Raw genomic sequence first — 18,460 nt, 5'->3', positions numbered from 1 at the left:
GAAGGACCCAGAGCGGGCCCTCTCTCATCCGCTCCCGTCCGGCGCCCCCGGATTCGCACGCGGCCTGCGTTCGCCACGCGGGTGCGAATCCACCGGATTGATTCGGAGACCCCGGCATTCCTCCCTTCCCCAGGGCGGGTGCCGGGGTTTTCGGCATGCGGGAGCAGAGCGCTTTCTCGGCCCGGCCGAGTCCTGCCCCCGCCGTGACGGCCACCTCTCGGCGGACAGTGCGGGGTGGGCAGGTGGCCGACTCGGTTCGAGGTGTTCAGGGTTCGAGGGGTTCAGGGTTCGCGGTGTTCAGGGTGCGGGGGCTGAGGGGTTGAGGGGGCTGAGGGGTTGAGGGGGCTGGGACGCGCCTATCCGCGTCCGCGCGACCGGGCGGCCCTCGCGATCACCACGACCGCCTTCTCCAGCGCGTACTCGGGATCGTCGCCGCCGCCCTTCACGCCCGCGTCCGCCTCGGCGACCGCTCTGAGCGCCACCGCGACCCCGTCCGGCGTCCAGCCCCGCATCTGCTGCCGCACCCGGTCGATCTTCCACGGCGGCATACCCAGCTCACGCGCCAGATCGGCCGGCCGGCCCCCGCGCGCGGAGGACAGCTTCCCGATCGCCCGCACGCCCTGGGCCAGCGCGCTGGTGATCATCACCGGCGCCACCCCCGTCGCCAGCGACCATCTCAGCGCCTCCAGCGCCTCCGCCGTACGCCCCTCCACGGCCCGGTCGGCGACCGTGAAGCTCGACGCCTCGGCACGACCGGTGTAGTACCGCCCGACGACCGCCTCGTCGATCGTCCCTTCCACGTCGGCGACCAACTGCGAGACCGCGGAGGCCAGCTCCCGCAGATCGCTCCCGATGGCGTCGCAGAGCGCCTGGCACGCCTCCGGGGTGGCCGACCGCCCGAAGGAGCGGAACTCGCCCCGCACGAAGGCCAGCCGGTCCGCCGGCTTGGTCATCTTCGGACAGGCCACCTCCCGCGCCCCCGTCTTGCGCGCGGCGTCCAGCAGCCCCTTGCCCTTGGCGCCGCCGGCGTGGAGCAGCACCAGGGTGATCTCCTCGGCCGGCGAGCCGAGGTACGCCTTCACGTCCTTGACCGTGTCGGCGGACAGGTCCTGCGCGTTGCGTACGACCACGACCTTGCGCTCGGCGAAGAGCGACGGGCTGGTCAGCTCGGCGAGGGTGCCGGGCTGCAGCTGGTCCGGGGTCAGGTCACGTACGTCCGTGTCGGCGTCGGCGGCCTTGGCGGCGGCCACCACCTCCTGCACGGCACGGTCGAGCAGGAGGTCCTCCTGGCCCACGGCAAGGGTCACCGGGGCGAGAGGGTCGTCATTCGCAGTCTTCCTGGCCATCGCTCAAAGCATCCCACGCCGCACTGACAACGAACCGGCCCCGGCACCCCGACCGGCCCCGGAGCGGACCCCGAGTCCGGCTCGGGGTCACGGCTCCTCGCGCCAGCCGTCCCACTCCCCCGCGAACGCGTCCAGCTCGGCGGGGTCCAGCCGCTCGCGCTCGTCCCGCAGGACCACCAGCCACTGGGCGTCCTCGGCGTCGTCCTCGCCGGCCAGCGCGTCCCGGACGAGCTGGGGCTCCTCGTCGATCCCGAACCTCTCACCGAGCGCCTCGACGGCCTCCTCGGCGGCGTCGCGGTCGGGCAGCACCAGCACGTGTCTCACATCGCTCACGGGCCCATTCTCCGGCACCCCGCGTGGGCCCGAGGCCCACGCCCAGGCCGGGCGAGGCCGACCCCGGCCTAGGAATCGGCCGAGTCGCTCAGGTCGGGGTTTCGCACGGTCGGCACCCCGTCCAACTCGATCCCGAAGCAGTTCCGGTAGACCGTCAGCACCTCCTCGTCCGTCTCCAGCTCCCGCTTCTCGCGCGTGCCGTCCGGGGCGGTCGTCTTCAGCTTCCGCCCGCTGAGCGTGATCCGCCCGCCGTCGTCGGTGACCCGGGAGCACACCAGCGACCGGGTGAAGTGCGACAGCGGCGAAGTGCTGTGCCACCACGCGCCGGCCACGAAGTCCCCGAGCACCCGGGTCCGTGTCTCCAGCCGGTACTGCGGCGTGCCGTCCCGCACGACGTCCAGATCCCCGGCGCCCGGCGCGTCACCGCCGTGCACCCCGGCCGGGTCCGGCCCGGCCTCCACCACCCGGAACGTGCCGCCGGGGTCGTCCTGCGCCCCGCGTTCCGCGTAGGCCAGCGGGTAGTGGCTGTGCGCCCCGAACCCGACATCGGCGAGCCAGGTGTCCCCGTCCGCCGTCCGTACCCGCAGCGCGAGATGGTCGTAGGGGATCCCGGGCCGCCCCTCGTCGTCGTAGACACGTCCCGCGAGCAGTTCCACCTCGTAACCGAGTGCGGCCAGCAACGTCCCGAAGGCGCCGTTCAGTTCGTAGCAGAAGCCGCCGCGCCGGTCCGCGGTCACCTTGTCCAGCAGCCGCTTCTCCTCCAGCGTGATCTCCTCGCCGAGGTGGATGGACAGGTTCTCGAAGGGGACGGTGAGCAGATGGCGCAGGTGCAGCTCGCGCAGCGCCTCGCTGGTGGGCTGCTCCGGGCGGGCACTGCCGAGTCGGCGGAGATAGGCGTCGACCTGTGCTGATGTCATGAGCCCAGTCTCGCCCGATGCCCGCGGCAGGTGTGGGCTCATGCCGACATTCCTCTCCCGCCCGCAGTCCTCCTCGCTCCCCTCCGCCCGCTTCGGGCCTCGCCGCGGGACCGCTGCGGTCGTGGCCGGCCCCGCTCCGACCGCTTCGGTCGTGGCCGGCCCCGCTCCGCCCGCTGCGGTCGTCGCCGGTTCCGCTCCGCCCGCTTCGGTCGTCGCCGGTCCCGCTCCGACCGCTTCGGTCGTCGCCGGTCCCGCTCCGACCGCTTGAATGCCGCTCGGCTCCTCTCCGCTCGCCCTCCTCTCCACACGCTTCGGTTCTCTCCGGCGCTCTTCCGGTCCGGTTCGGTCCTCGTCGGCTCCTCTCTAGTTCTCGCTCGTCACCTGTATCTCTCCGGTCCTCCCTCCGGTCCCGGTGACCGCCAGCGCGCCGTCCCGGTCGGTGCGCAGGACGACGGCTCCGCCGGTCCGCAGGGCGGCCACGGTCGCCGGTGCCGGGTGGCCATAGGAGTTGCCGGCGCCGACGGACACGAGCGCCACCCGGGGTGCCGCGAGGCGCATCAGTCGCGGGTCCTGGTAGGCCGAGCCGTGGTGGGCCACCTTCAGGACGTCGACTCCGGCCAGGTCGGCCGCCGGCGGGGAGCGCAGCAACGCCTGCTGGGCCGGCGGTTCGAGATCTCCGAGCAGCAGCAGCCGCAGCCCGCCCGTACGCACGAGCAGCGCCACGCTGGCGTCGTTCGGGTCTTCCGGCTCGAAGAAGACACCCGGCCGGGCCGACGGCACCGGGATGGCGGAGGGCACCCCCGGCCGCGGGCCCTGCGGCGGTGGCCACAGAACGCGCCAGCTGAGCGGTCCCGTGCGCCGTTCCTCTCCCGCGACGGCCGTCGTGACCGGGATGTGCCGCTCGGCCGCCTGTCTTCGGACGAACTCCGCCTGGTCCGCCGGTTCCGCGAATCCCGTGGTCTCGATCGCGGCCACCGAGCGGCCCCGCAGGACGCCCGGGAGCCCCGCCACATGGTCCGCGTGGAAGTGGGTGAGGATGAGAAGGGGGACGCGGGTGACGCCCAGCCGCCGCAGGCAGTCGTCGACCAGCGCCGGGTCGGGTCCGGCGTCCACGACCACACCGGCTCCCTCGCCCGCCGCAATCACGGTCGCGTCGCCCTGCCCGACATCGCACATCGCGAACCGCCAGCCCGGCGGCGGCCAGCCCGTGATCACCCGGGTCAGCGGTACCGGCCGCGTCACCAGCAGCACGACCAGCACTCCGAGCAACGCGCACCACCCCGGGTACCGCAGCAGCCTCCGCCCGGCCAGGACGACGGCCACGGTGACCGCCGCGAGCGCCAGCGCCCCCGCCCAGCTCCCCGGCCAGTCCACCCCCGCGCCGGGCAGCGCCGCCCCGGTCCGGGCGACCCCGGCGATCCAGCCGGCCGGCCAACTCGCGCACCAGGCCAGCCCCCTGGCCACCGGCATCGCGGCCGGCGCTGCCGCGAGCGCCGCGAAGCCCAGCACCGTGGCCGGTGCCACCGCCATCTCGGCCAGCAGGTTGCACGGCACCGCCACCAGGCTCACCCGGGCCGACAGCACCGCCACGACCGGCGCGCACACGGCCTGCGCGGCGGCGGCCGCCGCCAGTGCCTCGGCCAGCCGCGGGGGCACCCGGCGCCGCCGCAACGCCTCGCTCCAGCCGGGCGCCAGCACCAGCAGCGCTCCGGTGGCCAGCACCGAGAGCAGGAAGCCGTAGCTGCGGGCCAGCCACGGGTCGTACAGCACCAGCAGCAGGACGGCCGTGGCCAGCGCCGGGATCAGGGATCTGCGGCGGCCGGTGGCCAGGGCGAGCAGCGCGACCGCGCCACAGACCGCGGCCCGCAGCACACTGGGATCGGGCCGGCAGACGACCACGAAGCCCAGCGTCAGCGCCCCCGCGAGCAGGGCCGTCGCCCGCAGTGAGAGCCCCAGGCGCGGGGCCAGGCCACGGCGTTCGGTCCGTTGGGCCAGGCCGGGTGGCCCGATGAGCAGCGCGAGCAGGACGGTGAGGTTGCTGCCGGAGACGGCGAGCGTGTGCGCGAGGTCCGTCTCCTCGAAAGCGTGGTCCAGCTCGGGAGTGATCCGCGAGGTGTCCCCGACGACCAGCCCGGGAAGCAGCGCCCGGGCGTCTTCCGGCAGGTCCTCGGTCGCCTCCCGCAGACCGGCCCTGAGCCGCCCCGCCAGCCGTTGCGGCCCGCTCGGCCCACCCACGATGCGGGGACCCGGGCGGCGCCGCACCCGCAGCACGGCCGCCGTCCGGTCACCGCCCGTCAGCGCGGGCGCCAGCCGCCCGCCGACCCTCAGCCGCGTGGACGGCAGCAGCCCGAGCCAGGCGTCCCGCCCACCCGGCCTCCGCCGCGCGCCGTCGGCCGACCGCGCCCCGGGCCGCCGGTCTTCCTCGGCACTCGCTTCGGGTGCCGGTACATCCGCGTCGACGATCATCAGCACGGGCGTCCGGGTCCGGGCACGTCTCCCGTCGGCCTCCTCCACGCTCCGCAGCTCGGCCCGCACCAGCACCGCCGTGGGCGCCGCGTGATCGCCGCGCACCCGTGGCCTGCTCAGCCAGGGATCGCCGCTCACCTCCACCTCGGCGGTCACGGTGGCGAACCGCCGGGCCAGCTCGGGCACCGGCCCGCGCCGCACGTCGGCCCCGTGCAGTCCGGCGGAGACCGCTGCCGCCGCGGTACAGAGCAGCACCCCGGCGACGGTGGCACGTGCCCAGCGGAACGGGTGGTGCGCCCACCCGATCCGATCGGTCCAGGCGACTCGTCCCGGTCTCCGCGCCACGAGCAGCAGGACCCCGCCGACCAGGCAGGCGACGGCGGTTCCCGCGGTCCAGGCCGCGGGCGCGTCCAGGGTCACGGCCGCCGTGCCCCAGGCGACGAGCGCGGGCGGCACCAGTCGCAGGTCCATGGGGACGGTCCGGTCAGGGTGCGCGGCCCCGCTCCGCTCGGGCTCGGCACGCGGCGCGGCTTCGCCCAGGACGCGGCTCACGGCCGTACCAGATCGCGCAGATCGGTGAACCGGCGGTCGCCGATTCCGTTGACCTCGCGCAGTTCGTCCACGGAGCGGAAACCGCCGTGCTGGGCGCGGTAGTCGAGGATGTGCTGGGCCAGTACCGGGCCGACTCCGGGGAGGGTGTCGAGCTGGTCCGCGGTGGCCGTGTTGAGGGAGACGGGTGTCGACGGGCCCGTGCCGGCGGGGCCGGAGACCGGTCCGGCCGCCGCGCCGGGAGGAGCGCCGGAGCCGGTGGGGAGGCCGACGACAACCTGTTCGCCGTCGACCAGGAAGCGGGCGCGGTTGAGTCCTTCCGTGCTCACGCCCGGCCGTACCCCGCCCGCGGCGCGCAAGGCGTCGGCCACCCGGGCACCGGCCGGCAGCCGCCGGATCCCGGGTTTCCGGACCTTGCCGCTGACGTCCACGACGATCTCCGCGCCGGGTGTCGCCGACGTGCCCGCGGCCGCTCCGGCCGCGGCCGCTCCGGTCATCGCCGCTCCGGTCATCGCCGCTCCGGTCGTGGGTCCCTCGGCCTTCTTGTCGAAGGGCGCTTGGGCCCGGACCACTTGAGGAGCGCTCACGGACTGGGGCCGGCCCGTCCAGAAGTGCTGCGCGGCGAGGACGGCGGCGGCCACCAGGACCACGGCGAGCGCCACGACTCCGCGCCGCTCCACTGCGTACCGCGCCTGCAGCCACACCGGCATCCGCTCCCGCAGCGCCAGCCCGGCTCGCACCCGCCAGTCGGGGGCCCCGACTCCCGCCCGCCCCTCCGACTCCGGCTCCGGCAGTCCCTCCGGCTCCCGCAGTTCCTCCGGCTGCGACAGCTGCGACGGCTGCGCCACATCATCCGGTTCAGGACCCGCGACCGGCGTCATCGGACGCGGACCGGGCGCCGTCCCCCTGGCCGGCCCCGTCGCCGTCGTCGAGGCGGGCGAGGGCGAGGCGGGCGAGGGCGAGGGCGACGGCGAGGCGGGCGAGGGTCCGTCCGGCTCGGGTGGCGCGTTGCCCGACTCGCGCCACTGCGCGGTCCGTTCGCCGAAGAGGAGTTCCGCCCGGCGGCGCAGTTCCTCCGCGGGCGCGGGCGGGCGGCGGTGGGTGCGGCGGTGTTCGGAAGTGCGGCGGTGTTCGAGGGGGCGGCGGTGGCGGATGCGGCCGTCGGAAGCGGGGCCACGGCCGGGCCCGCTGGTCGGAGTCGCGGTACGCGAACGAGATCGAAGTGCCATGCGACGAGGATGGGGGTTTCCGCCGCACAGTGATGATCTTGATGAATTTCCGTGGACGACCGCCCGGTTGTGGATAACTCCGCCACCCACGCGGGTGAAGCCGGCCGGCCCCGGCGTCCAAGTGGCCCGCCGGAACCGGGAGTCGTGGTGTCAGCGAGGTGAGACGACCGCGCCCAGCAGCCCGGGCCCGGTGTGTGCGCCGATCACCGCTCCGACCTCGCTGACGTGCAGGTCGTTCAGGCCCGGTACGCGTACCCGCAGCCGGTCGGCGAGTGCCGCGGCACGGTCGGGGGCGGCCAGGTGGTGGACGGCGATGTCGACCTCCGCACCGCCAGCGCGCTCGGCGGTGAGCTCCTCCATGCGCGCGATCGCCCGGGACGCCGTCCGGACCTTTTCGAGCAGCTCGATGCGGCCGCCGTCGAGTTGGAGCAGCGGTTTGACGGCGAGCGCGGAACCCAGCAGCGCCTGCGCGGCGCCGATACGGCCACCGCGGCGCAGATAGTCGAGGGTGTCGACGTAGAAGTAGGCGGAGGTGCCGGCGGCCCGCTTCTCGGCGGCCGTGACGGCCTCGTCGATCGTGCCGCCCGCCTCCGCGGCCTCGGCGGCGGCGAGAGCGCAGAAGCCGAGCGCCATCGCGACCATGCCGGTGTCCACGACCCGCACGGGCACCGGTGCCTCGCGCGCCGCGAGGACCGCCGCGTCGTACGTGCCGGACAGTTCGGCGGACAGGTGCAGGGAGACGATTCCGGTGGCGCCGGACTCGGCGACCCTGCGGTAGGTCTCCGCGAAGACCTGAGGGCTGGGCCGGGAGGTGGTGACCGGGCGCCGCTTCTGCAGTGCCTGGGCCAGGGAGCGGGTGGAGATCTCGGTGCCCTCTTCGAGGGCCCGGTCGCCGAGGACCACGGTCAGCGGGACCGCGGTGATGCCATGACGCTCCATCGTCCGGGGCGGCAGGTAGGCCGTTGAATCGGTGACGATCGCGACATGGCGGGACATGAGCTGGAGGTTACCTGGCGTACCGCTCGCGCGGCAGCCCGGCCCCGGTGGTGCGGGCCCGGAGCGGCACGCTCAGGTGGTGCTCTCGGGGCGGGGCTTCTTCTGCCACGGGTGGGCGGGGCGCCATGAAGGCGGGTCGATCGCGCCGGCAGCGGGCTCCGGGGCGGTGCGGGCCTCGTCCGTCCCCGGCCAGGTCCGCCCGGCGGCAGGGCTGTCGGCGGGGGCGGCCGCGTCGGGCCACTGCGGGGACGCCTCGCCGGGCTCACTCCGTGTCCAGTGGCGCAGGGCGCCGGCTTCGATGTCGATCTGGGCGCTGAGGCTGTCCAGATCGTCGTCGGAGAAGCGGCGGGCCCGGTCGCGGACGGCCCAGCGCAGGGAGTCGGCGGAGGCGGTGATGCGCTCGGTGCGGCCGCGGAGTTCGGGCAGGCGGGCGGCGAGCGTGGCCCGGTCCGGCTCGGACTCCAGACGCTTGAGGTCGTCGTCCAGCTCGTGTCCGTGCACGCTGAGCCGCTCGAACAGGCCGAGGGACTCCTTCAGCGACTCGTCCTCGGTCACGCCCGCGTGCAGCGCGTCCTGGGTGGCGCGCAGAGAGGTGCGCAGCGTGAGCCGCAGCTGGGCGATCTCACCGGCCGGCCCGAACTGGGTGAAGGACTTGGCGCGCAGGGTGTGGTCCTCGACCGTGCGGCGGGCCTGCGCGATGGTCCGGTCCACCCCGCGCTTGGCGGCGCCGACCGCCTTGACGGTGGCGTAGGCGCCCAGGCCGACGAAAAGCAGGAAGAGCAGGGCGAACACGGTCAGCACTACTTCCATGACGCTCCTCCTCCGACCGTACGGCGCAAGCCGCCGTGCTCTTCCACGGTAAACGCAGCGGGCAGGCCCGGAGTTCCGCGAGGACCCCGAACCTGCCCGTAGGGGACTACCCCGACGCCGGTGTCACCCGGCACCCGGTGATCACGCGGGAACGATGTTCACCAGCTTGGGAGCCCGCACGATCACCTTGCGGATGCCCGCGCCGTCCAGCGCCGCGACGACCTTCTCGTCGGCCAGTGCCACCTTCTCCAGCTCTTCCTCGGAGATGGTGGGCGGCACCTCCAGCCGTGCCTTGACCTTGCCCTTGATCTGCACGACGCAGGTCACGGTCTCGTCGACGACGTAGGCGGGGTCGGCGACCGGGAAGTCCTGGTGGACGACCGAGTCGGTGTGGCCCAGCTTGCGCCACAGTTCCTCGGCGACGTGCGGGGCCAGCGGGGCGGTCATCAGCACCAGCGGCTCGGCCACGGACCGCGGCACGGCGCCGCCGGCCTTGGTCAGGTGGTTGTTCAGCTCGGTGACCTTGGCGATGGCGGTGTTGAAGCGCAGGCCCTCCAGGTCCTGGCGGACGCCGTCGATGGCCTTGTGCAGGGCGCGCAGGGTCTCCTCGTCGGCCTCGGCGTCGGTGACGGTGACCTCGCCGGTGTTCTCGTCGACGATGTTGCGCCACAGCCGCTGCAGCAGCCGGAACTGGCCGACCACCGCGCGCGTGTCCCACGGCCGGGACACGTCCAGCGGGCCCATGGCCATCTCGTACAGACGCAGCGTGTCGGCGCCGTACTCGGCGGCGATCTCGTCCGGGGTCACCGCGTTCTTCAGGGACTTGCCCATCTTGCCCAGCAGGCGGCTGACCTTCTCGCCCTGGTGGTAGTAGGCGCCGTCGCGCTCCTCCACCTCGGCGGCCGGGACCGCAATGCCACGGCTGTCGCGGTAGACGTAGGCCTGGATCATGCCCTGGTTGAACAGCTTGTGGAACGGCTCCGCGGAGGAGACGTGGCCCAGGTCGAACAGCACCTTGGACCAGAAGCGCGCGTACAGCAGGTGCAGCACGGCGTGCTCGGCGCCGCCGACGTACAGGTCGACACCACCGTGCGGCAGGCCCTCGCGCGGGCCCATCCAGTACCGCTCGATCTCCGGGTCGACCAGCTTCCGGTCGTTGTGCGGGTCCAGGTAGCGGAACTCGTACCAGCAGGAACCGGCCCAGTTGGGCATGGTGTTGGTCTCGCGGCGGTACTTCTTCGGGCCGTCGCCCAGGTCCAGGGTGACGTTGACCCATTCCTCGTTGCGCGACAGCGGCGTCTCGGGCTGGGTGTCGGCGTCGTCCGGGTCGAAGGTGCGCGGGCTGTAGTCCTCGACCTCGGGCAGCTCCAGCGGCAGCATCGACTCGGGCAGCGCGTGGGCGACGCCGTCCTCGTCGTAGACGATCGGGAACGGCTCGCCCCAGTAGCGCTGGCGGCTGAACAGCCAGTCGCGCAGCCGGAAGTTGACGGTGCCCTCGCCGATGCCCTTGTCCGCCAGCCAGTCGGTGATGCGGGCCTTGGCCTCGGCGACGCCCAGGCCGTCCAGGGAGATCTCGTCGTTGGAAGAGTTGATGATCCTCGCGTCGTACGACCCGAAGGCGTTCTCCCACGTCGAGGTGTCGGTGCCGCGGCCGTCGGTCGGCTCGACGATGCAGTGGATCGGCAGCTCGAAGGCGCGCGCGAACTCGAAGTCGCGCTGGTCGCCCGCCGGGACGGCCATGATCGCGCCGGTGCCGTAGCCCATCAGGACGTAGTCGGCGATGAAGACCGGGACCTGCTCGCCGTTGACCGGGTTGGTCGCGTACGCGCCGATGAAGACGCCGGTCTTGTCCTTGGCCTCGGCCTGGCGCTCGACGTCGGACTTCGAGGCGGCCTGCGCGCGGTAGGCGGCGACGGCCTCGGACGGGGTCGCGTGTCCGCCGGTCCACACCTCGTGCGTGCCCTCGGGCCACGTCTCGGGGGTGAACTTCTCGACCAGCGGGTGCTCGGGCGCCAGCACCATGTAGGTCGCGCCGAACAGGGTGTCCGGGCGGGTGGTGAAGACCGTGATGCGCTCGCCGTCGATCGGGAAGTCGACGCGGGCGCCCTCGCTGCGGCCGATCCAGTTGCGCTGCTGCAGCTTGATGGCCTCGGGCCAGTCCAGCCCCTCCAGGTCCTCCAGCAGCCGGTCGGCGTAGGCGGTGATGCGCATGTTCCACTGGCGCAGCTTGGCCTTGAAGACCGGGTAGTTGCCGCGCTCGGAACGGCCGTCGGCGGTGACCTCCTCATTCGCCAGCACGGTGCCCAGGCCGGGGCACCAGTTGACGGGCGCGTCGGAGGCGTAGGCCAGGCGGTACTCGCCCAGGACCTCGGCGCGCTCGGTACCGCTCAGCTCGCTCCACGCGCGCGTGGTGCCCGGAACGGCACGCTCACCGGACTCGAACAGGGCGATCAGCTCGGCGATCGGGCGGGCCTTCCCCGCCTCCTGGTCGTACCAGGAGTTGAAGATCTGCAGGAAGATCCACTGGGTCCACTTGTAGTACTGCGGGTCGATCGTGGCGAACGACCGGCGCTTGTCGTGGCCCAGGCCCAGCCGGCGCAGCTGTGCCTTCATGTTCTCGATGTTGGCCTCGGTGGACACGCGCGGGTGCGTGCCGGTCTGCACGGCGTACTGCTCGGCGGGCAGGCCGAAGGCGTCGAAGCCCAGGGTGTGCAGGACGTTGTGGCCGGTCATGCGCTGGAACCGGGCGTAGACGTCGGTGGCGATGTAACCCAGGGGGTGGCCGACGTGCAGGCCCGCACCCGAGGGGTACGGGAACATGTCCATGATGAACTTCTTGGGCTTCGCGGCCAGCGCGTCGTCGCCTGCCAGGTCGCCCGTGGGGTTGGGGGCCGCGTACGTGCCGTCGGCGTCCCAGAAGTCCTGCCAGCGTGCCTCGACCTCGGCTGCCATGGCGGCCGTGTAGCGGTGCGGCGCCGCCACCTCGGCGGTGACGGCGGGGTTCGTCTCGCTCATGATCCTCAAAGCTCCATCGATCGTCTCTGCCTGCGGAAACGAAAAAGCCCCTCGCACAGGAGGGGACGCCGCGCCGATGCCGACCTCACGGCTGACCGAAGGTCGGTACTGATCAGCGCGGCCCGCTAAGCAGAAGGCGTACGGCACGCATGGCGTTAGGGTACCGCAGCCCTTGAGCAAGCCGCGACGCTCTTCCGTATGGGTGGTGGACATGCCAGGCACGCCCACCGGAAGTGAACCAAGGTCAAAAATTACTTCGCGAACCGCCCCCTAAGGGGCACCCCGGCAATCAGATTGTGCGTTGATAACAACGCAATAACGCAAACCCTCGTACTGATCGGTATGACGCCACTTAGAGTTCGGCAGCGGGACCGCTTTCCCGGAACTGCTCGGAGTGCCCCCATGAACCCTCGTCGTAGTACCAGCTCGCTCCCCAAACCCGGCCGCTCGGCCTATGGGGTGGCGTCCGCTGTCGTTCTGCTGCTCATACCCGTGGTCGTGCTGGTCGGAGGCAGCCAGTTCCGCGAGTTCCTGAACTTCGGCGCGGGCGTGCTGTCCCTCGTCTCGCTGAGCTGCTCGGTGATCTGGGGCCTGTTCGCCCAGGACCGGATCTTCCTGAACACACGCCAGCGGATCATCGGCCAGGCGGTGCACCGCACCACCGCGGTCGGCTCGATCGCGTTCCTGCTGCTGCACATCACCACCAAGATCGCGCTCGGGCACACCGAGCTGATCGCCGCGATCATCCCGTTCTCGCTCGGCGTCTCCGGGATCGGCGGCCTGATCGGACTCGGCTCGCTGGCCGGCCTGCTGATGGTCTTCGTGGGCATCACCGGCGCCCTGCGCAGCAACTTCGCCACCCCCGCCCCGGTCGCCGCCCGCTGGCGAGCCATGCACATGCTGGCTTACCCGGCCTGGTGCGCGGCGCTGGTCCACGGCCTCTACGCGGGTCGCTCGGCCAAGCCGGTCTTCGTGATCCTCTACAGCCTCTCCCTGCTCGGCGTGATGGGCGCCCTCGCGCTGCGCGCCGCGCCGCGTCCGGTCAAGCGCAGGGTCGCCGACCGGCTGGTGGCCCTGTTCGGCAGCTCGGAGCGGGCCGGGCTGGACGAGCTGGACGCGAGCCGCTCCCGGGTGGCCGACGCGGCGTCGGCCGGCTACGGAAGCCGCCGGGAGCCGAGGCCGTCGCCCTCCGGCACCGCGGCCTCCCCGCTCTACCAGACCCCGGTCGCACCGGCCCCCGAGCCCGCCACCGGGTTCGCGGCGGCCTACCGCGCGGTGTCCACGCCGGGCCGCCCGCAGCAGCCGTTCGCGGCCGGCCAGACGGCCCGCATGGACCTGCCGCTGGATCTCCAGCCCACGGAGGCCATCCCGCGCATGGACGGCCCCTCCAGCACCTCGGGCAGCTGGCCGGTCCCGTCCCCGCCGCCGGTCGGCGAGGCACCGCCGTCCGCGTACGACCCGCTGCAGGACACCGGATACAACATCCCGGCCTACGGCAATCCGGGCGCCGCGGGATACGGCGGAAGTGACGTGTACGACACCGGTGAGACAAACGGCTTCTACGGCACGTACAACCCGAGTGACACGTACAACAGCGGTCCCGCCACCGAAACGCTGCCCGGCTCCTCCTACGAGGCGCCGGGTTCGGGCGAACCTTGGAACACGCCTTCCGGAGGCTTTAAGTGAACGAGGCCCTGCCCGACGTCCCCGAAGTCCGCGTGGTCGGGCTTCCCCAGCTCACGTCGGGCTTCGACCTTGTGGAGCGGCTCGATCTGCCCATGCATCTGAAGGTGCACGGGCCGCTCGACCCGCTGGGCGGCGAACAGCTCGCCCAGCTCGCCGAAGGCATCAACCTCAGGGGCCGCGGTGGTGCCGGTTTCCCCTTCCACAAGAAGCTGCGCTCGGTCGCCGAGTCGGCGATCAAGCGCGGGGTGCGCCCGGTCGTCGTGGTCAACGGCAGCGAGGACGAACCGGCGTGCCGCAAGGACACGGTGCTGATCAACCGTGCCCCGCACCTCATCCTGGACGGCGCGCTGCTGTGCGCCGAGGCGCTCGGCGCGCGCACGCTCGTCATCGGCGTCACCCGGGAGTCCACGCAGCGCTCCATGGAGGCCGCGCTCGCCGAGCGCGGGCTGAGCAACAGCCGTAGATCGGCGCTGCGCGCGTGGGTGCAGCGCAATCCGGTGCGCATGGTCACCGGCGCGGCCGCCTCGCTGATCCGCTCGGTCGACGGCGGCCCGGCGGTCCCGCCCGGCCGCAAGATCAGCGCCTCGCAGAGCGGCGTCGGCGGCGCGCCCACGCTGCTGTCGAACGCGGAGACGTTCGCGCAGCTGGCCATCGCCGCCCGCATCGGTCCCGAGCGCTACGGCAACACGGGCCTGTACGACGAGCCGGGCACGGTGATGCTCACCGTGTCCGGCGCGGTCGCCCGCCCGATGGTGATCGAGGTACCCACGGGCGTGCCGCTGCGCTACGTGCTGCAGCTGGCCGGCGCCCCGCCGGTGCCGCAGGGCGTGCTGACCGGCGGCTATCACGGCAAGTGGATCGACGCGGCCACGGTCAACGAGGCGATCGTCTCCCGCAACTCCCTGGACGCGGTGGGCGGTGCGCTGGGCGCGGGCGCGATCCTGCCGATCACTCAGGAGACCTGCCCGCTCGGCGAGTCGCTGCGGGTGGCCCAGTGGCTGGCCGAGGAGAGCGCCGGCCAGTGCGGGCCCTGCTACCTCGGACTGCCCGCCGCCGCGCGCGGGATGGAGGACATCCTGAACGGCGGCGGACCGGCCGCCCTGGAGGCGCTGAAGCAGGTCGCGAAGAACGTCAAGCGGCGCGGGGCGTGTTCGCACCCGGACGGCTCGGCGATGTTCCTGGAGTCGACCATCAAGGCGTTCACCGACGACCTGGCCGCCCATGTCCTCGGAAACGGCTGCGGGCGGCCCGTGGAGGGCGTTCTGCCGCTCTTCGAGGGGGGCAGGGCCCCCACGGGCGTCCCCGGCGGCGGGGAGCCCGAGGAGACCGGCTCCAGCCGCCAGAAGATCTTCGTCGACTGGACGCTCTGCCGGGGCCACGGGCTCTGCGCGGACATCCTTCCCGAGGTGTTCGAGCTCGGCGCCGACGGCTTCCCGACCGTCGCCCAGGCACAGGTGCCGCGCTACGCGGAGGCGAAGGCGCTGCGGGCGGTGCGCCGCTGCCCGGCGCTCGCCCTGCGCCTGGAGGAGGACACGCGCGGGCAGGCGCCGTCGCGCAATCTGCCGGTGCTCTCCCAGGGGCGTGGCCGGCGCGCACTCGGCCGCTGAGCCGACGCGAGGGGGCGGGCCACCCGAGCCGGGTGGCCCGCCCCCTCGTACCACTGTGACTTCTTGCACAACACGCCGAAGGCGGACCATCCATCGGATGATCCGCCTTCGATTTCTGTGGAGCTAAGGAGAATTGAACTCCTGACCTCCTGCATGCCATGCAGGCGCTCTACCAACTGAGCTATAGCCCCTTGTTTTGTTGTTTCGCCCGGTTTCCCTGGCGACGTCGTAAACATTACAGGCCTGGGGGCGTAGCACCAAATCGGTTTCGGCTTCGCTCCGATACGGCCGCTAATGTCGGTTTCATGACCATGATCGCGTCGCCCCCAGCCCGCCGCCGGACCAGGCTCGCCCTGGGGGTGTGCCTGGTGTCGTTCACGGCGTTCTGGGCCGCTCAGCGGGCCGCGCACGTGTCGATGATCGATCTGATGGTCTACCGGGCCGAGGGCGCCGCCGTGCGCGCCGGCGGCGACCTGTACGCCCTGCGCGCGACGGCCGCACACCTGCCCACCACCTACCCGCCGTTCGCCGCCCTGCTGTTCACCCCGCTGCCCCTGCTGGACCCCGCGCTCCTGCGCACGGTGGCGACGGCCGGCAATCTCGCCCTCCTGGTGATGCTCGTGGGGCTGTCGCTGCGGCTCGTGGGCCACGCGCACGTGGAGACCGTCTGCTGGACCGCCGCATCGGCCGTGTGGTGCGAGCCGGTGTGGACGACCGTGCGCTACGGCCAGATCAACCTGCTGCTGGCCGTCCTGGTGCTGTGGGACCTGACCCGCCGCCCCGCCGGGGGGTACGACCGCTGGACGGGGGTGGGCCTCGGGCTGGCCACGGCGGTCAAGCTGACCCCCGCACTGTTCCCGGTGTTCCTGCTGGCCACGGGGATCGTGGACCGCCGCGGGGGCGGGGGCGGGCAGCCGTGGCTGCGGCACGCGCGCGGGGCGGCCGTCGCGTTCGCCGGGGCGACCGTGCTGGCGGCGGCCGTCCTGCCGTACGACTCCTGGCGGTTCTGGACGGACATGGTGTTCCGCGCGAGCCGGGTCGGGCAGCCGGAGGACACCGCCAACCAGGCCCTGCGCGGCGTCCTGGGCCGCCTTCTGCACACGCCCGACCCGGGAGCCCTCTGGACGGTCTGCGCGGCCGTGGTGGCCGTGTCGGGCCTCGCGGTGGCCGTGCGGGCGGAGTTGCGGGGGCGGCGGGCCTGGGCGGTGTGCGCCTGCGCGATCACCACCCTGCTGATCAGTCCGGTGTCATGGACCCACCACTGGGTGTGGTGCGTGCCACTGGTGGTGCTGCTGTGGTCGCGCGGGCACCGCGCGGCCGCCCTGGGCTCCCTGCTCGTCTTCTGCTCGTACGTCCCCTGGTGGGTGCCGCACGGCACCGGCCGACCGGAACTGCACCTGACCGGGGCGGACTTGGTGCTGTCGGCCGCCTACGGAGGGACCGGCGCGCTTTTCCTCGCACTGGCCCGGACATCGTTGCCGAGGCCCGGACGGGACAGGGTCCGCGTCAAGCCGTGACGAACTGGTAGAACCGCTTGAGCGTGCAGTGCTCCTCCAGGAGCCGGCCGTAGATCGGCTCGCCCTCCAGTTCCCGGTACGTCTCGATCGGGTCGCCTTTTATGATCAGCGCCCGCGCGCATTCCTCGCACCAGTACTGGTAATCGGGATTGATCGGCTCCATGTCACGGACGATCGGCGTTCCGCTGCCGCACCAGTCGCACTTCCGCCTGTGTGCACCCATTGATCAGCTCCAGCTGTGGCCGCAGGCCGTGCACACGTAGGAGATTCCGCCATTGTCGCCGAGAACTTGCGCCACATGCGCGGAACCGCAGGAAGGGCAGCTCAGCCGGGTGGTCGTGTCCCGTATCAACGCCGCACCGAGGAGGTGGCCGACCTCCTCGAGGATGCTCGCAGGCATCGCTACTCCCTCCCGTCGGGCCGCGCCCCCTTCCGGCCGTTTGATTCTGCCACGACCGGACCAATACGGTCAGCGACGCCTCAGTACCAGTCCGGACACAGCTCCCACCGCAGCCGTTCCGGCCAGGGCCCAGGCGCATACCGAGAAGGCCTCCGCGGAGCTATACGGCCCCAGCGGTCCGAACGACTCAAGCCGGTTCAGGAACAGTGTGCCGAAGGACGCCACACCGATCAGCTGACCGAGCTGCGCGACCGTCGCCAGCAGACCGCTGGCGTCCGCCGCGTCCTCGGGCCGCACGGTGGCCAGCGCCCCGGTGAGCGTCGGGCTGAAGGCGAGCGCCAGCCCGGCGCCCGTGCCCGCGAACCCGGCGTACAGAACCGCTCCCCCGTCGCCGCCGCCGTGGAAGGCGAGTCCCACGCCGGCGACGGACACCGCGGTGAGCGCGAACCCGGCCGGGGCGAGGGCCCGCTGCCAGGCCGCCGGCCACTTCCGCCAGGTGAGGCTGACCGCGCCGAAGACGACGGCGGTCGGTCCGAAGGTCAGCCCGGCCCGCAGGGCGCTGTAGCCGAGGCCGCCCTGGACGTGCAGGGTCAGCGCGAAGAGGAAGCCGGCGTTGACGGACATCGCGGCGAGGATCCGGAACACGGCCCCGCCGACGCCGGGGTGCCGCAGGACCCGGGGCGTGATGAGCGGGGCGCCGCCCCGCCGGGCCAGCCGGGCCTCGTGGCCGCAGAACACGGCGAACAGCGCCACGGCTCCGGCCAGCGACAGCCAGGACCACCGCGGCCAGTCCTCCTCCTGGCCGAGCACCAGCGGCACCGTCAGCAGCGACACGGAGGCGCCGAGCAGCACCAGGCCGGGCAGGTCGAGCGCCCGGGCCCGCTCCCGCCCGCCCGCGCCGCCCAGCGGCAGGACGCGCCGGCCCAGCAGGAGCAGCACGACGCCCACCGGCACGTTGACCAGGAACACCGGCCGCCAGCCGGTGCCGAACAGGTCGGCGCTGACCAGCACGCCACCGACGACCTGTCCGGCCGCCGCACCGACGGCCAGGACCGCCGAGTAGGCGCCGAGCGCCCGCGCCCGGGCCTCTCCGGTGAACATGCGCTGGATGAGGCTGAGCACCTGCGTGATCATCAGGGCCGATCCCGCGCCCTGCACCAGCCGGAACACGATGAGCTCGGTCGAACCCCGCGCCAGTCCGCAGGCGAGGGAGGCGGCGGTGAACACGGCCAGTCCGGCGAGATGGACCCGTCCGTGCCCGAGCCGGTCGCCGAGCCGGGCCCCGGTGATCATCAGCACGGAGTAGGTGATGGCGTAACCGGCGACCACCAGCTGCAGGTCGGCGCCCGAGGCGCGCAGATCGGAACCGATCGTGGGCGCCGCGACGTTCACGATGAAGACGTCCAGGGCCGCCATGAACAGGGCGCCGAGCAGCACCCCGAGCAGCAGCCGGGACCGATTGTCAGTGGCGGCTGCTTCACTGTCCGTGCTGGATGCTTCGGCTCGGCCGGTGACCGGGGAGTCACTGTCAGTGCCGGGTGGTTGACTCTTCGCAAGGTTCGGGACGGGCTCGGTGTCCGGGCCGGTCG

The 18,460-nt window shown here is 72.8% G+C and carries 14 protein-coding genes and 1 tRNA gene; 3 read left to right on the top strand and 12 right to left on the bottom strand.

What is annotated here, in order from left to right; translation table 11 throughout:
• Window positions 1-356 precede the first annotated feature (356 nt).
• From holA to leuS, 8 genes are all read right to left on the bottom strand, one after another.
• Complete coding sequence (gene holA / locus FHS34_RS02420; protein WP_184959963.1) at window positions 357-1,346, bottom strand: DNA polymerase III subunit delta; 990 nt, start codon at window positions 1,344-1,346, stop codon at window positions 357-359.
• 87 nt (window positions 1,347-1,433) lie between these two features.
• On the bottom strand, window positions 1,434-1,679 hold the full coding sequence (locus FHS34_RS02415) for a hypothetical protein (protein WP_184959961.1): 246 nt from the start codon (window positions 1,677-1,679) through the stop codon (window positions 1,434-1,436).
• A 68-nt stretch (window positions 1,680-1,747) separates the two neighbouring features.
• The gene (locus FHS34_RS02410; RefSeq protein WP_184959959.1) at window positions 1,748-2,596 is read right to left on the bottom strand and encodes an arylamine N-acetyltransferase family protein; all 849 of its coding nucleotides are present in this window, start codon (window positions 2,594-2,596) and stop codon (window positions 1,748-1,750) included.
• Between the two features lie 363 nt (window positions 2,597-2,959).
• Complete coding sequence (locus FHS34_RS02405; RefSeq protein WP_184961300.1) at window positions 2,960-5,533, bottom strand: ComEC/Rec2 family competence protein; 2,574 nt, start codon at window positions 5,531-5,533, stop codon at window positions 2,960-2,962.
• Window positions 5,534-5,610: 77 nt separating this feature from the next.
• Window positions 5,611-6,840 (bottom strand): ComEA family DNA-binding protein, encoded by a 1,230-nt coding sequence (locus FHS34_RS02400; RefSeq protein ID WP_184959957.1) that lies wholly within the window; start codon window positions 6,838-6,840, stop codon window positions 5,611-5,613.
• A 150-nt stretch (window positions 6,841-6,990) separates the two neighbouring features.
• Entirely contained in the window at window positions 6,991-7,836 is an 846-nt protein-coding gene (locus FHS34_RS02395; RefSeq protein ID WP_184959955.1) for a DegV family protein, read from the bottom strand.
• Window positions 7,837-7,908: 72 nt separating this feature from the next.
• Window positions 7,909-8,646 carry a hypothetical protein gene (locus tag FHS34_RS02390; RefSeq protein WP_184959954.1) on the bottom strand — a complete coding sequence of 246 codons (738 nt, stop codon included), beginning with the start codon at window positions 8,644-8,646 and terminating at the stop codon, window positions 7,909-7,911.
• A gap of 141 nt (window positions 8,647-8,787) precedes the next feature.
• Window positions 8,788-11,661 carry a leucine--tRNA ligase gene (gene leuS, locus FHS34_RS02385; protein WP_184959952.1) on the bottom strand — a complete coding sequence of 958 codons (2,874 nt, stop codon included), beginning with the start codon at window positions 11,659-11,661 and terminating at the stop codon, window positions 8,788-8,790.
• Window positions 11,662-12,063: 402 nt separating this feature from the next.
• Between leuS and FHS34_RS02380 the strand changes: the two genes are divergently transcribed.
• On the top strand, window positions 12,064-13,347 hold the full coding sequence (locus FHS34_RS02380) for a cytochrome b/b6 domain-containing protein (protein ID WP_184959943.1): 1,284 nt from the start codon (window positions 12,064-12,066) through the stop codon (window positions 13,345-13,347).
• Window positions 13,344-14,954 (top strand): NADH-quinone oxidoreductase subunit NuoF family protein, encoded by a 1,611-nt coding sequence (locus tag FHS34_RS02375; protein ID WP_184959941.1) that lies wholly within the window; start codon window positions 13,344-13,346, stop codon window positions 14,952-14,954. Before FHS34_RS02380 ends, FHS34_RS02375 begins: the two co-directional genes overlap by 4 nt.
• Window positions 14,955-15,072: 118 nt before the next feature.
• Here the strand turns inward: FHS34_RS02375 and FHS34_RS02370 are convergent.
• Window positions 15,073-15,145 (bottom strand) — tRNA-Ala (locus FHS34_RS02370).
• A gap of 114 nt (window positions 15,146-15,259) precedes the next feature.
• Here FHS34_RS02370 and FHS34_RS02365 point away from each other — a divergent pair.
• Window positions 15,260-16,471 carry a glycosyltransferase 87 family protein gene (locus tag FHS34_RS02365; RefSeq protein ID WP_184959939.1) on the top strand — a complete coding sequence of 404 codons (1,212 nt, stop codon included), beginning with the start codon at window positions 15,260-15,262 and terminating at the stop codon, window positions 16,469-16,471.
• Here the strand turns inward: FHS34_RS02365 and FHS34_RS02360 are convergent.
• From FHS34_RS02360 to FHS34_RS02350, 3 genes are all read right to left on the bottom strand, one after another.
• Window positions 16,461-16,694 (bottom strand): hypothetical protein, encoded by a 234-nt coding sequence (locus tag FHS34_RS02360; RefSeq protein WP_030653820.1) that lies wholly within the window; start codon window positions 16,692-16,694, stop codon window positions 16,461-16,463. The two genes, FHS34_RS02365 and FHS34_RS02360, sit on opposite strands and share 11 nt — an antisense overlap.
• A 3-nt stretch (window positions 16,695-16,697) precedes the next feature.
• Window positions 16,698-16,871 carry a hypothetical protein gene (locus FHS34_RS02355; RefSeq protein ID WP_014672673.1) on the bottom strand — a complete coding sequence of 58 codons (174 nt, stop codon included), beginning with the start codon at window positions 16,869-16,871 and terminating at the stop codon, window positions 16,698-16,700.
• A 69-nt stretch (window positions 16,872-16,940) separates the two neighbouring features.
• On the bottom strand, window positions 16,941-18,305 hold the full coding sequence (locus tag FHS34_RS02350) for an MFS transporter (RefSeq protein ID WP_263978379.1): 1,365 nt from the start codon (window positions 18,303-18,305) through the stop codon (window positions 16,941-16,943).
• Window positions 18,306-18,460: the final 155 nt, after the last annotated feature.

The organism is Streptomyces echinatus, from assembly GCF_014203595.1.
In the GTDB taxonomy this organism is placed as follows: Bacteria; Actinomycetota; Actinomycetes; order Streptomycetales; family Streptomycetaceae; genus Streptomyces; species Streptomyces echinatus.
This window is presented reverse-complemented; position numbering and strand designations above follow the sequence as displayed.